At 41.6% G+C, this 12,829-nt stretch carries 16 protein-coding genes; 11 read left to right on the forward strand and 5 right to left on the reverse strand.

Going from position 1 to position 12,829, the window contains the following annotated elements:
• Positions 1-63 precede the first annotated feature (63 nt).
• The 5 genes from H5123_RS19305 to suhB form a co-directional block, all read right to left on the reverse strand.
• Entirely contained in the window at positions 64-408 is a 345-nt protein-coding gene (locus tag H5123_RS19305) for a replication protein RepA (protein WP_182699008.1), read from the reverse strand.
• The gene (locus tag H5123_RS19310) at positions 395-1,063 is read right to left on the reverse strand and encodes an AAA family ATPase (RefSeq protein WP_124016085.1); all 669 of its coding nucleotides are present in this window, start codon (positions 1,061-1,063) and stop codon (positions 395-397) included. Before H5123_RS19310 ends, H5123_RS19305 begins: the two co-directional genes overlap by 14 nt.
• 101 nt (positions 1,064-1,164) lie before the next feature.
• Positions 1,165-1,467, reverse strand: coding sequence for a PilZ domain-containing protein (locus tag H5123_RS19315; protein WP_124016084.1), 303 nt, complete (start codon positions 1,465-1,467; stop codon positions 1,165-1,167).
• Positions 1,468-1,725: 258 nt separating this feature from the next.
• Positions 1,726-2,130, reverse strand: coding sequence for a phosphate-starvation-inducible protein PsiE (locus H5123_RS19320; RefSeq protein WP_124016083.1), 405 nt, complete (start codon positions 2,128-2,130; stop codon positions 1,726-1,728).
• Between the two features lie 418 nt (positions 2,131-2,548).
• Positions 2,549-3,352: an inositol-1-monophosphatase gene (suhB, locus tag H5123_RS19325; RefSeq protein WP_124016082.1), complete on the reverse strand. Its 804-nt coding sequence runs from the start codon at positions 3,350-3,352 to the stop codon at positions 2,549-2,551.
• Between the two features lie 150 nt (positions 3,353-3,502).
• Here suhB and trmJ point away from each other — a divergent pair, with 150 nt between their 5' ends.
• The 11 genes from trmJ (at position 3,503) to ndk (ending at position 12,364) form a co-directional block, all read left to right on the forward strand.
• Complete coding sequence (gene trmJ / locus H5123_RS19330) at positions 3,503-4,225, forward strand: tRNA (cytosine(32)/uridine(32)-2'-O)-methyltransferase TrmJ (RefSeq protein ID WP_182699009.1); 723 nt, start codon at positions 3,503-3,505, stop codon at positions 4,223-4,225.
• A gap of 18 nt (positions 4,226-4,243) precedes the next feature.
• Positions 4,244-5,065: a serine O-acetyltransferase gene (gene cysE, locus H5123_RS19335; protein WP_124016080.1), complete on the forward strand. Its 822-nt coding sequence runs from the start codon at positions 4,244-4,246 to the stop codon at positions 5,063-5,065.
• A gap of 231 nt (positions 5,066-5,296) precedes the next feature.
• Positions 5,297-5,758 (forward strand): Fe-S cluster assembly transcriptional regulator IscR, encoded by a 462-nt coding sequence (iscR, locus tag H5123_RS19340; RefSeq protein ID WP_011637879.1) that lies wholly within the window; start codon positions 5,297-5,299, stop codon positions 5,756-5,758.
• Between the two features lie 82 nt (positions 5,759-5,840).
• Entirely contained in the window at positions 5,841-7,055 is a 1,215-nt protein-coding gene (locus H5123_RS19345) for an IscS subfamily cysteine desulfurase (protein ID WP_124016079.1), read from the forward strand.
• A 70-nt stretch (positions 7,056-7,125) separates the two neighbouring features.
• Positions 7,126-7,509 (forward strand): Fe-S cluster assembly scaffold IscU, encoded by a 384-nt coding sequence (iscU, locus tag H5123_RS19350; protein ID WP_124016078.1) that lies wholly within the window; start codon positions 7,126-7,128, stop codon positions 7,507-7,509.
• A gap of 14 nt (positions 7,510-7,523) precedes the next feature.
• The gene (gene iscA / locus H5123_RS19355; protein WP_124016077.1) at positions 7,524-7,847 is read left to right on the forward strand and encodes an iron-sulfur cluster assembly protein IscA; all 324 of its coding nucleotides are present in this window, start codon (positions 7,524-7,526) and stop codon (positions 7,845-7,847) included.
• Between the two features lie 55 nt (positions 7,848-7,902).
• Positions 7,903-8,427, forward strand: a complete 525-nt coding sequence (hscB, locus tag H5123_RS19360; protein ID WP_124016076.1) for a co-chaperone HscB — start codon at positions 7,903-7,905, stop codon at positions 8,425-8,427.
• Between the two features lie 69 nt (positions 8,428-8,496).
• Positions 8,497-10,356: a Fe-S protein assembly chaperone HscA gene (gene hscA / locus H5123_RS19365; RefSeq protein ID WP_182699010.1), complete on the forward strand. Its 1,860-nt coding sequence runs from the start codon at positions 8,497-8,499 to the stop codon at positions 10,354-10,356.
• A gap of 8 nt (positions 10,357-10,364) precedes the next feature.
• On the forward strand, positions 10,365-10,700 hold the full coding sequence (fdx, locus tag H5123_RS19370; RefSeq protein ID WP_124016074.1) for an ISC system 2Fe-2S type ferredoxin: 336 nt from the start codon (positions 10,365-10,367) through the stop codon (positions 10,698-10,700).
• A gap of 171 nt (positions 10,701-10,871) precedes the next feature.
• The gene (gene rimK / locus H5123_RS19375) at positions 10,872-11,768 is read left to right on the forward strand and encodes a 30S ribosomal protein S6--L-glutamate ligase (RefSeq protein ID WP_124016073.1); all 897 of its coding nucleotides are present in this window, start codon (positions 10,872-10,874) and stop codon (positions 11,766-11,768) included.
• 164 nt (positions 11,769-11,932) lie between these two features.
• Positions 11,933-12,364 (forward strand): nucleoside-diphosphate kinase, encoded by a 432-nt coding sequence (ndk, locus tag H5123_RS19380; RefSeq protein ID WP_124016072.1) that lies wholly within the window; start codon positions 11,933-11,935, stop codon positions 12,362-12,364.
• Positions 12,365-12,829: the final 465 nt, after the last annotated feature.

Consider the following 12,829-nt stretch of genomic DNA (forward strand, 5'->3'; position numbering starts at 1 on the left):
CAACGGAGCCGTGAACCTAATAATTAACCCGTTGAGGTTAAGTGAATACTCTTATGTTAATGATTACTTTCTGGCGAGTAAATTTGTTTGCTCAGTGTTGCTTTGTTGATAAAACTCATCAATGAGTATTCTGAGTATTTTTGATTTAGCCACTTTACTGACTTTCGCTATTTCGTCTAATTGCGAAATACTTTTTTCAGTTAATGTAAATGTGGCATGGCGATAAATTTTAGTGCTTTTTTTATCTAGCCCTCTTAAGAACTCTTGCGTGTTTGAGGCGATATTGCTTTGGCCATGGGACGCGTCAAGACCTAATGCATATTTATTAGCATCCTCAATAAAGTCATCTACAGATACCTTGACTCGGGTATCTTTGGGTTTCTTGCGCTTAAGATCAGTTAAACTCATAACTATTTTCTGGTGGTATGGCAAAAAGCTCATCAGCAATAGCACGAATTTCATCAGCCGCTTTACCGCTAGGTTCGATTTCCAACACAGAAGAGCCGCTTTCTTCACTATCATCATAGATATTACGGCTAAATGTGACCGAATTAAGGGCGCGTAAACCAAAAGACTCAACCACTTCTTTCGCTTCTAAAATACGCTTTCCTTGAGATGGCAGAGCAGGGCACTGTGTTATCACAATGGCAGCAATCATTTTGGGATTAACCATTTTACAAGTACTGAGCATGTCTTCCATGTGAGGTAAGGTTTTAAGATCGCGACGTTTGGGACGAAGTGGTATAACAACATAGGTGGCTACCGACATCGCGGCGCGCATTGCAAGGTTATCTTGGCCACCACAATCGACAATCACGTAGTCAAATCGCTCATTTAAACTCAGTAAGTCATTACGGATTTTGCCATAAAGCTGGATGCAATTAATCGCTTTTAGGCTGGGGTCATTATTACGAGCTTGGATCCAGTCTGACGTGGTACGTTGCGGATCGCAGTCAACCATGAGCACATTCGCATCGTGCTTTTGGCTAATATATACAGCAATGTTCTGTGCTAAACAGCTTTTCCCACTGCCACCTTTTTCACCGCCAACGAGCAATATCATGTTGTGATCCTTGATGATAGGCGCCTTGTTGCACCGAAAGTTTCGCTAGGTATGTAACTTGATTATAGAGTAGCCATTGAGAGCTGCATAAAAATAATCAACTAAATTAGCTGTAAAGCAATATGGTAACTATTTACTGAACATTCGGAACTACGGCAAACTTGGCCTTTAATGGTATTTTGTTTATCAGTCTTTTCATTAAATGTTAAGGCGATCAAATCCCCAACTTTAAAAGCAGCCTTAAAGTCGATTAACACCCCTTTTCGGGCCAGATCAATACAAATAGCATGATCTGTGCATGATTCACCTTGTGAATTGATCCAATCTAGGCGGATCCGCTCTGCTTCCATATCTACACGTAAAGAACTGCGTTTTTCTTCGAATCCGGTTGGCTCTTGCCCCATTCTGTTTCTCCTTGAAATGATGAGTCTTTATGTATGTTTTTCTGCAATTTGATGTTGATTTTATTTACACGACTTATTTCAATTAATTGGTAAAGTTATAGCATTCTTTTCTAAGATGTTCGTTTAGGGTTTTATCTTTAGCATTAACTCAGTTAATTGTATTCATTTTTAGCATAACGACTTTGTTAAGCAAAACTAAATTTAGCAACCAATGCCGATAAAAAGACTTGGCATTGGCTACCTGAACCACCAAGTTGATTAAGTATCGTAGTCTTGGTTTTTAGGGTAAGGCATTTTTAATTGACCCCAACGGATCACAATTACTGTGCCTGCCAGTAAAATAGTCGACAGTGAAATGGCTAAAATACGCCAATCTTCCATTGCTTTCATGTCTAAAATTAAGTATCGCGCCAATGCCACAATCGCGATATAGAGCGGCATACGAATAGGTAACTTACCTGATTCAATATAATTAACGACCATAGCCAATACTTCAAGATAGATAAATAGTAAGAGTAAATCGGCTAATTCGACAGTCTGAATGACGATCATGTGAAGAATTTCTTCGCCAATAGCAAATACTGTCGCCATAGCGATAATTAATAACACTAGATGTTCGATATTTTTTAAGGTTTTTAATCCTACTTTTCGCAGTAACGGCATACTCATCTTCATCAATAAAATCAAAATACTATTATTGACGACTTCAGGGTATTTTCCCAGTGATCTCGATCGATTTTGTGAGATAAGCTGTGACTTGTTCAATCGATGTTTAATTGAATGAACAACACGGCATCGTTTGCATTGTTATTACATGGGTTAAACGCGCATTGTTAGTGATGGCGATTAGCTCACCGGCAAAGCTTCTTTACTGTATACCGGCCTATTGAGTAATCGTTTGGTTTAGTGCACTGGTTATGGGTTTGCTATTGATGGCGAGAATATCTAAGTCATCGAAAAATGAGCTTTTAATAGCGGATTATGTACCATTGTGGCTAACAGTCATGTCATTTTATAAACATAAAAAAACCGCTCAAGCGAGGCTTGAGCGGTTTTTTTATCAATAAAGGTTAGTTAGCGATTAACGCTTTAAACCTTCATTCAGTAGAGGACGCATAATTTTGACTATCTGAGTGGTTACTTTTGGGCTACCTGCCACAATGTTACCTGAAGTCATATAGTTATGTGCACCCGTAAAGTCGGTCACTGTACCGCCGGCTTCACGACAAATTAAGTCGCCTGCTGCGATATCCCATGGTTTTAAACCTATTTCGAAGAAACCATCTAAACGGCCTGCTGCAACGTAAGCTAAATCTAATGCCGCTGAACCGCCACGACGAACATCGGCACACAATGAAAATACTTCGCCTAAAATGGCCATGTAGCTTTCTGTGTGTTGACGAGCTTTAAATGGAAAACCTGTGCCAATCATAGTGTTGCTTAAATCATTGACGTTAGTTACGCGCATGCGGAAGTCGTTAACCTTAGCGCCTTTGCCGCGAACAGCTGAAAATAATTCTTCACGAACAGGATCGTAAACAACGGCAACTTCAATTTTGCCTTTGTACTGAAGAGCGATAGACACCGCAAAATGAGGAATACCACGAACGAAGTTGTTAGTGCCATCCAAAGGATCAACTATCCAAATGTAGTCTTTATCAGTACCACGGTTTTCACCGTTTTCTTCACCAATAATGGTGTGGTCTGGATAAGATTTACGAATTTGATAAGTAATAGTTGCTTCTGCTTCCTTGTCTACACTAGTCACAAAATCATTAATACCTTTACTGCTTACCTCAACACGGTCAAGTTCAGTATAGGCGCGCATAATAGTTTGGCCAGCAGCGCGTGCAGCGCGTGTGGCAATAGTCAGCATCGGATGCATTGCAATCCCCTGGATGTTAAAGAACGAGTAAAATAGCGCCCGCATTATACTTAATTTAGCCGTTATATCAAATGCAGATTTTCATATAACGTAATTTTTAACGATTGTGTTAATATACGGGCAATATTTTTTGCTAAAAGAAAGTGCTACATGCTCAGTAATATTCGTGTTGTTTTAGTTGGTACCTCACACCCTGGTAATATTGGCTCTACAGCTAGAGCGATGAAAACCATGGGCTTATCAAATTTATATCTCGCCGAGCCAAGAGCTGAGCCTGATGGGCAATCGATAGCACTTGCTGCAGGTGCATCTGATATTCTAAAAAATCTAACTCGTGTTGATTCATTAGAAGAGGCCATTGCCGATTGTAGTTTAGTGATAGCAACGAGTGCTCGCAGTCGTACCCTTGATTGGCCCATGCTTGACCCTCGAGAAGCGGGTTTAAAGTTAACTCAAGAAAGCCTAAATGGTCCGGTTGCTATTGTCTTTGGTCGTGAAAATCATGGCCTGAGTAATGAAGAATTACAGCAATGTACTTATCATGTGGCGATTCCGGCAAACCCAGAATACAGCTCGCTAAACTTGGCTCAAGCAGTACAAATTATTTGTTATGAAACTCGCGTCGCGCATTTAGCGCAAACAGCAACGCCAGTTGTCACAGAAGAATACCCATTAACATCTGAACTTGAACGCTTTTTTGTTCATTTAGAGTCGACCTTGTCTAAAACTGGTTTTGTGATTAAAAATCATCCTGGGCAAGTCATGACTAAATTGCGTCGTTTATACACTCGTGCCCGTATTGAAGCACCTGAGATGAATATTCTTCGTGGCATTTTGACTTCCATTGATAAGAAAATGGATAAACAAGATTAAGCAGTAAAGGAACACACCATGGCCATCATCGCTAGGTTAAAAGAAGACATCGAATCGATTTATCATCGTGATCCTGCTGCAAACAGTACCATAGAGATAATATTTAATTACCCGGGTATGCATGCTATTTGGATACACCGTATTAGTCATAAACTGTGGCTAGCGAACTGGCGTTTTACGGCCCGTTGTTTATCGACATTTTCTCGCTGGCTCACCGGTGTTGAAATTCATCCCGGTGCGACGATTGGCCGACGTTTCTTTATTGACCACGGTATGGGCGTTGTAATAGGTGAAACTGCCGAAATTGGTGATGATTGCACGCTGTATCATAGTGTTACTTTGGGCGGAACAACCTGGCAGCCAGGTAAACGTCATCCTACCTTAGGTAATAATGTGGTGATTGGGGCAGGGGCCAAAGTACTTGGACCTATCACAATGCACGATGGTGCACGTGTTGGCTCTAATTCTGTGGTGGTTAAGGATGTCGCCAGCGATCACACTGTGGTGGGCATTCCTGGGCGTGTGGTGTCTTCGCCGACCAACCAGTCAAAAGAAAAAACTGAACGTCGCACTGAGATGGCTAAAAAGTATGGCTTTGATGCGTACGCTGTGTCACCAGATAATCCTGATCCTGTGGCTAATGCCATAGGACAAATGCTTGATCACATGCATTTAATGGACTCGAAAGTACAAGAACTGTGTAATGCCATTCAGCAAATGGGTGGTGAAGTTTGTACTAAAAAGTTGCCAGAGTTAAATGTGGATGCATTTGATGAGGCATCGCGAGAAGCCGCGACCATTCGTAAACAAGACATTGATAAGTTCGACCCGAGTATTTAAAATTCAATAAGTCATTGTCGATTCAAGTCAAATAATCAGTTAATAATGCGATTAATTGCCTTGTCGGCATTGAATCTTACAAGATAAAAAGGTTAAATACCCGCGGCGAAATTGGGATCGTTTATAGTCAAACAACATCATAATACTTGAGTGATTTAGTAGGATTAATACTTGACTAAATTACTCGGGTATGTTGAAATTACTGCATACTTTTTGGGAGCAGTACAAGTTATGAAACTTACATCAAAAGGTCGCTATGCAGTGACAGCTATGCTGGATGTTGCGATTCACTCTGCTACTGGTCCTGTGCCTTTAGCTGATATTTCTGAAAGACAAGGAATTTCTTTGTCTTATCTTGAACAACTCTTCGCTAAGTTACGTAAACATGGTTTAGTGTCGAGTGTCCGCGGACCCGGTGGTGGTTACCGTTTAGGTTTAGAAGCCGTAGATATCTCAGTTGGCATGGTCGTGCATGCTGTTGACGAATCTGTAGACGCCACCCGTTGTCAAGGAAAAGGTAACTGCCAAAGTGGTACTCGTTGCCTAACCCATTCTTTATGGGGTGACTTAAGTAAACAAATTTCAGATTTTTTAGATGGTATTTCTCTTGCAGGTTTGATGCAAAAGCGAGATGTAAGATTTATTTCGTTAAAGCAAGATGAGATACAAAAGGAACATAGAGTGAGTCTATAACTCAACTATGTTGATTGATATATCATTATTATTTGTACGTTGTATGTAGCCTCATCTGAGACTGCTGAGTACGGAGTGTATTATGAAGCTTCCTATCTATTTAGATTATGCCGCAACAACGCCTGTAGACAAGCGTGTTGCTGAAAAAATGATGCAACACATGACGATGGATGGCGTATTTGGTAATCCAGCATCGCGTTCACACCGTTATGGTTGGCAAGCTGAAGAGGCGGTTGATATCGCCCGTAATCAAGTTGCTGATTTAATCAACGCTGATCACCGTGAGATTGTATTTACCTCAGGTGCGACAGAATCAAGTAACCTTGCGATTAAAGGTATTGCCCATTTTTATCATAAAAAGGGCAAGCACATCATTACCAGCAAAACTGAACATAAAGCTACGTTAGACACGTGCCGTCAGTTAGAGCGTGAAGGTTACGAAGTCACTTATATGGTTCCTGATGATAATGGCATCATCCCAATGGAACGCTTAGAAGCGGCGATGCGCGATGACACTATTTTAGTCAGCATTATGCACGTGAACAACGAAATTGGTGTGATTCACGATATCGATGCCATTGGTGAGTTATGCCGCGCAAAGGGCATCTTCTTCCATATGGATGCTGCCCAAAGTGCGGGTAAATTACCGATTGATGTGCAAACCACTAAAGTTGATTTGATTTCGATTTCTGGCCATAAAATGTATGGACCAAAAGGTATCGGCGCATTATATGTTCGCCGTAAGCCACGTATTCGTCTTGAATCGCAAATGCACGGTGGTGGACACGAGCGCGGAATGCGCAGTGGCACATTAGCAACTCATCAAATCGTTGGTTTAGGTGAAGCTGCTGTGATTGCCAAACAAGACATGGCTGCTGATAGCGAGCGTATTACTCGCCTTCGCGATAAGTTATGGAACGGTATTAAACACATAGAAGAAACCTATATCAATGGTGATATGGAACAACGCTACAGTGGTATTTTTAACGTGAGCTTCAACTTTGTTGAAGGTGAATCGTTAATGATGGCCTTAAAAGACTTAGCGGTTTCTTCTGGTTCAGCCTGTACTTCAGCAAGTTTAGAGCCAAGCTACGTATTACGTGCATTGGGTTTAAACGATGAAATGGCACACAGCTCAATTCGTTTCTCAATCGGCCGTTTTACTACCGATGAAGAAATTGACCATGCTATCAAAACGATAACTGAATCTATCGATAAGTTACGCGAAATGTCTCCATTATGGGAGATGTTCAAAGATGGTATCGATTTGGATCAAGTTCAATGGGCACATCACTAATTTAGATGGTTAAATAAGTGTAATACCATTATTCGTAAACTGATAACGACACAGATTTTGGAGCAGTATCATGGCTTATAGCGAAAAAGTAATCGATCATTATGAAAACCCACGTAACGTAGGTTCATTTGATAAAAACGACCCATCAATTGTTACCGGTATGGTTGGTGCACCAGCATGTGGTGACGTAATGAAGTTGCAACTTAAAATTAATGCTGATGGCATTATTGAAGATGCAAAATTCAAGACTTATGGTTGCGGCAGCGCAATTGCATCAAGCTCATTAGTGACTGAATGGGTTAAAGGCAAGAGTGTTGATGAAGCAGCGACCATTAAAAATGCTGACATTGCTGAAGAACTAGCACTACCGCCAGTTAAAATTCATTGCTCTATTTTGGCTGAAGACGCCATTAAAGCAGCAATTGAAGAGTATAAAAGCAGACAAGCTAAGTAATACCTGGAGTTAAGATGGCTATTTCAATGACCCCCGCTGCGGCTGATCGAGTAAGATCGTTTCTTGCTAATCGCGGGAAAGGCCTCGGCTTGCGCCTTGGGTTGAGAACATCAGGTTGTTCAGGTATGGCATACGTCATTGAGTTCGTTGATGATCTCAATGACGATGATGAGCTTTATAACATCGATGGTGTGAATATCATCATCGATGCCAAAAGCTTCATTTATTTGCAAGGTATTGAACTTGATTTTGTCAAAGAAGGCCTAAACGAAGGTTTTCAGTTCAATAATCCTAACGCAAAGGGTGAATGTGGTTGCGGTGAAAGTTTCACTGTTTAACCATTATTCACCTGTTAAGTCGTTTTATATCAAACAGTAAGCATGATATCTGCCCATGAATTATTTCGATCTGTTTAATGTTGCACCTGCCTTTGATATCGATACCGCCTTACTTGCAGAGCGCTACCGCGAACTGCAACGGGCGGTCCATCCCGATAAATTCGCGAATGATACCGAGCAAAAAAAGCTGCTATCTGTTCAGCGTACTGCACAAGTTAACGACGGCTATCAAACGTTAAAAAATCCCTTACGCCGTGCTGAACATATGTTGAGCCTGCGTGGTATTGAATTAAGCCACGAAACCACTACGCTCAAAGATGGTACATTTTTGATGCAACAAATGGAGTGGCGTGAAGCGCTTGAAGATATAACTCATAGCAGTGATCCGCAGTCTTCAATTGATGAGCTGTATGATTCATTTGCACAGTTTGAGTCGGTATTATCGGTTAAATTAGCGACGTTATTAGCCAGTGATGATAATGCAGATGCATTATTAGCGGCTGATCAAATTCGTAAGCTAAAATTTATGGCAAAATTGCAAGATGAGCTAGCTCGTATTGAAGATAGCTTGCTCGACTAAATTACCTTAAATTCTGAACCTTATTTATGATTAGCTTGGCTAATCGATAACACAACAAGTTGGAACACTATGGCACTGTTGCAAATTGCAGAACCTGGCCAAAGCGCCGCACCGCACCAGCATCGTCTTGCGGTTGGAATAGATCTTGGTACCACCAACTCACTTGTTGCTGCGGTAAGAAGTGCTCAAGCATTGACTTTGCCTGATGAGCAAGGACGTCATTCTTTGCCTTCTGTGGTGCATTATGGTGATACCAATGTACTCGTTGGCTACGAAGCTCAACAACAATCAGCATTAGATCCACAAAATACTATCGTTTCGGTTAAGCGTTTTATGGGACGAAGCCTTACTGATATTCAGTCTGGCGTTCATCGATTACCCTACGCTTTACACGCGAGTGAAAACGGCTTGCCGGTGTTTACTACGCCTATTGGGCAAGTTAATCCTATTCAAGTGTCTGCCGAAATTTTAAAACCTTTAATTGCCCGAGCGGAAACTACGTTAGGTGGCGAGTTAGAAGGCGTGGTCATTACCGTACCTGCGTATTTTGATGATGCACAACGTCAAGGTACTAAAGACGCTGCAGAATTATTAGGCGTTAAAGTATTACGCTTACTTAACGAACCTACTGCTGCTGCTATTGCCTATGGACTTGATTCGAAGCAAGAAGGCGTGATTGCCATTTACGATTTAGGTGGCGGTACTTTTGATATCTCTGTTCTGCGTTTGAATCGTGGTGTATTTGAAGTGTTAGCCACAGGCGGTGATTCTGCTTTGGGTGGTGATGACTTTGATCATTTACTTGTTAGCCATTTGCAAACAACGTGGAACATCACTGAGCCGAATAATCAGTTAGCACGTCAGTTACAGATTGAGGCTCGCCGGGTCAAAGAAGCATTAACTGAAAATGACAGCGTTGAAGCCTCTGTTGTCATTGGCGACCAAACCGTCAGCTGTAGTGTCGATAAAAACCTATTTAATGAACTCATTGGCGCATTGGTGAAAAAAACCATTGGTAGCTGTCGTCGCACTTTACGTGATGCAGGTGTGAGCGTGGATGAGGTGATTGAAACTGTCATGGTCGGTGGTTCAACTCGAGTTCCTTTAGTTCGTGAACAAGTTGAAATATTCTTCAAAAAAACACCGTTGACTTCAATTGACCCTGATCGCGTTGTTGCCATTGGTGCGGCTATTCAAGCCGATATTCTCGTTGGCAATAAACCCGATTCAGACTTATTACTGTTAGATGTGATCCCATTATCGCTCGGTGTTGAAACCATGGGTGGCTTGGTTGAAAAAGTGGTTACGCGTAATACCACTATTCCAGTTGCACGGGCACAAGAGTTTACCACTTTTAAAGATGGTCAAACTGCGATGGCATTTCATGTGGTTCAGGGTGAACGAGAGCTGGTTGACGATTGTCGTTCTTTGGCGCGCTTTACACTGCACGGTATTCCGCCGCTCGCCGCTGGAGCTGCTCATATTCGAGTGACATTCCAAGTCGATGCTGATGGTCTGCTCAGTGTTACTGCGATGGAAAAGTCCACTGGAGTTAAGACATCGATTCAAGTTAAACCTTCATTTGGTTTATCCGATACTGAAATCGCCACCATGCTAAAAGATTCGATGAAGTATGCTAAAGAAGACATTACTCGTCGTATGCTAGCAGAGCAAAAAGTTGAAGCCGCGCGGGTGATAGAATCCCTTAACGCAGCCTTGGCTAAAGATGCTGCACTACTGGATGAGCAAGAACGTCAACAGTTAGTGGTAGCGATCGCAGAACTTGATGCCGCCGCGCAACAAGACGATATTGATGCTATTGAAAAAGCAATTGCAAATCTCGACGATAAGACTCAAGATTTTGCGTCAAGACGTATGGATAATTCTATTAGAGCGGCGCTTAAAGGGCAGTCGGTCGACAACATATAGGTGAAATGATGCCACAGTTAGTATTTTTACCCCATCAAGAACTTTGTCCAGACGGCGCAGTACTTGAAGCTGAAGTAGGCGAGACGATTTTAAACGTTGCATTGCGTAACGGTATTCATATTGAACATGCCTGTGAAAAGTCTTGTGCTTGTACTACTTGCCATGTAGTTGTACGCGAAGGATTTGATCAACTCGAAGAAAGTGATGAGCTAGAAGATGACATGCTCGATAAAGCATGGGGCTTAGAACCTGAAAGCCGCCTATCTTGCCAAGCTAAAGTGGTTGATTGCGATATGATCATCGATATCCCTAAATACACAGTGAACATGGTGAGCGAAGGCTAGCCTTTACTGGTAGATTAACCCATCAAAATCGTTATTCATTGTGAGTAATTGGTCACAAAAAAAGAGTCAATCTATTAGGATTGGCTCTTTTTTTATCTATGGATATAGCAGTCATTGATTTTAAATATACTCAGCGTATGATGCCGGAAAATTTCTCTTTTGGAGCACTCTGTGCGCATTGCAATACTGTCTCAAGGCCCGCAATTATATTCTACTAAACGCTTAGTTGAAGCTGCATTAGCCCGGGGACATGAGGTCAAGGTTATCAACCCGTTAAAGTGTTATATGAATATTAATATGACCAAGCCTAGCATTCATATGGCGGGCAAAGATTTAGGCCATTTTGATGCGGTTATTCCACGGATTGGCGCTTCAGTAACCTTTTATGGTTCCGCTGTATTACGCCAATTTGAAATGATGGGTGTGTATGCGGTTAATGGCTCCATTGGGATTGCACGTTCACGGGATAAATTGCGTTCAATGCAGCTGTTGTCGCGGCAGGGGATTGGCTTACCGATCACCGGTTTTGCCAATAAACCGAGCGATATCCCTGATTTGATTGATATGGTGGGCGGAGCACCTTTGGTGGTTAAACTACTGGAAGGGACTCAGGGTATTGGCGTGGTATTAGCGGAGACTCGCAAAGCGGCTGAGAGCGTGCTAGAAGCCTTTATGGGCTTAAAGGCTAACATCATGGTACAAGAATATATTGCTGAAGCCAAAGGCGCAGATATTCGCTGTTTCGTGTTGGGTGATAAAGTGATAGCAGCGATGAAGCGCCAAGCAAAGCCGGGTGAGTTTCGATCTAACTTGCACCGTGGTGGCAGTGCAACTTTGGTTAAGTTAACCCCAGAAGAACGTTCGGTTGCACTTCGTGCCGCCAAAACAATGGGGTTGAATATTGCTGGCGTTGATTTACTGCGCTCAAATCATGGTCCTGTGGTGATGGAAGTCAATTCATCTCCTGGTTTAGAAGGCATTGAGAAAGCGACACAAAAAGACGTTGCTGACGCCATCATTAGCTTTATGGAAAAAAGTATTAATAAAACGGTTAAGGCTGCAGAGTAAGATGAATGTTTGCTCATGGAGCATAAATTGCGCCATGTTAATATAAATGACGCAATTAAGTGATGAAATATCACTGCTTAAGCGGATATGGCTAGGAATATACCCTGAAATTACGTATAATCCGCGCGAATTTTTTAAACTTGCTCACATTAAGGAAGCTCGTTATGTCGATCGAACGCACATTCTCTATCATCAAGCCAGATGCAGTTGCTAACAACCACATTGGCGCTATTTACAACCGTTTTGAATCAGCTGGTCTTAAGATCATCGCTTCTAAAATGGTTCACCTATCTAAAGAACAAGCTGAAGGTTTCTACGCTGAGCATAGCGCACGTCCTTTCTTTGGCGCTTTAGTGTCTTTCATGACATCTGGTCCAGTTATGGTTCAAGTGTTAGAAGGCGAAAACGCTGTTCTAGCTAACCGTGAAATCATGGGTGCAACTAACCCAGCTGAAGCTGCTCGTGGCACGCTTCGTGGTGATTACGCTGCAAGCATCGACGAAAACGCAGTTCACGGTTCTGATGCTCTTGAATCAGCAGCTCGTGAAATTGCTTACTTCTTCAGCGCTGATGAAGTGTGCCCACGCACTCGTTAATTATTGCTGTAAGTTGATTAAAAGGAGCTTCGGCTCCTTTTTTTTGTTCGTTTCCTCAATACCTCCTCTATTCATGTCTACTCTGCGATTTATAAAGCAGCCAGTCACATCAGAAACGCTACATTTATGTAACATTCCACCTTCGGTGTGTGATGTGAATTGACAGTCTGCTATGTTCGAAACTCTCCAACTTTAATGAGTCATAATTGGGTTAAATATAATCAATCTTGATTTTTTTAGGGCTAATTAGCAGAGCATATGTCGGTTTATATTAGGTTTTTTGAATGGAATTCAGCTAATAAAATAGGAGGAGAGTTAGTTTTTGAATAAATAATCAATAATATTGAAATGTCATTCTGATGATTTTTAGGGCAATTATTAAATTTTTTTGTAAATATTAAAAATTAATTTTTGATGCATTTCATGATCAATTGTTATTTATTTGTTGTCTTTGTTTTAAGTTTG

The sequence above is a fragment of the Shewanella sp. SR43-4 genome, assembly GCF_014163845.1.
GTDB lineage: Bacteria > Pseudomonadota > Gammaproteobacteria > Enterobacterales > Shewanellaceae > Shewanella > Shewanella vesiculosa.

Bases quoted from the DNA above. Each gene is read 5' to 3' on its own strand.
- H5123_RS19305 (WP_182699008.1), bottom strand. From the start codon at position 408: ATGAGTTTAACTGATCTTAAGCGCAAGAAACCCAAAGATACCCGAGTC.
- H5123_RS19310 (WP_124016085.1), bottom strand. From the start codon at position 1,063: ATGATATTGCTCGTTGGCGGTGAAAAAGGTGGCAGTGGGAAAAGCTGT.
- H5123_RS19315 (WP_124016084.1), bottom strand. From the start codon at position 1,467: ATGGGGCAAGAGCCAACCGGATTCGAAGAAAAACGCAGTTCTTTACGT.
- H5123_RS19320 (WP_124016083.1), bottom strand. From the start codon at position 2,130: ATGCCGTTACTGCGAAAAGTAGGATTAAAAACCTTAAAAAATATCGAA.
- suhB (WP_124016082.1), bottom strand. From the start codon at position 3,352: ATGCATCCGATGCTGACTATTGCCACACGCGCTGCACGCGCTGCTGGC.
- trmJ (WP_182699009.1), top strand. From the start codon at position 3,503: ATGCTCAGTAATATTCGTGTTGTTTTAGTTGGTACCTCACACCCTGGT.
- cysE (WP_124016080.1), top strand. From the start codon at position 4,244: ATGGCCATCATCGCTAGGTTAAAAGAAGACATCGAATCGATTTATCAT.
- iscR (WP_011637879.1), top strand. From the start codon at position 5,297: ATGAAACTTACATCAAAAGGTCGCTATGCAGTGACAGCTATGCTGGAT.
- H5123_RS19345 (WP_124016079.1), top strand. From the start codon at position 5,841: ATGAAGCTTCCTATCTATTTAGATTATGCCGCAACAACGCCTGTAGAC.
- iscU (WP_124016078.1), top strand. From the start codon at position 7,126: ATGGCTTATAGCGAAAAAGTAATCGATCATTATGAAAACCCACGTAAC.
- iscA (WP_124016077.1), top strand. From the start codon at position 7,524: ATGGCTATTTCAATGACCCCCGCTGCGGCTGATCGAGTAAGATCGTTT.
- hscB (WP_124016076.1), top strand. From the start codon at position 7,903: ATGAATTATTTCGATCTGTTTAATGTTGCACCTGCCTTTGATATCGAT.
- hscA (WP_182699010.1), top strand. From the start codon at position 8,497: ATGGCACTGTTGCAAATTGCAGAACCTGGCCAAAGCGCCGCACCGCAC.
- fdx (WP_124016074.1), top strand. From the start codon at position 10,365: ATGCCACAGTTAGTATTTTTACCCCATCAAGAACTTTGTCCAGACGGC.
- ndk (WP_124016072.1), top strand. From the start codon at position 11,933: ATGTCGATCGAACGCACATTCTCTATCATCAAGCCAGATGCAGTTGCT.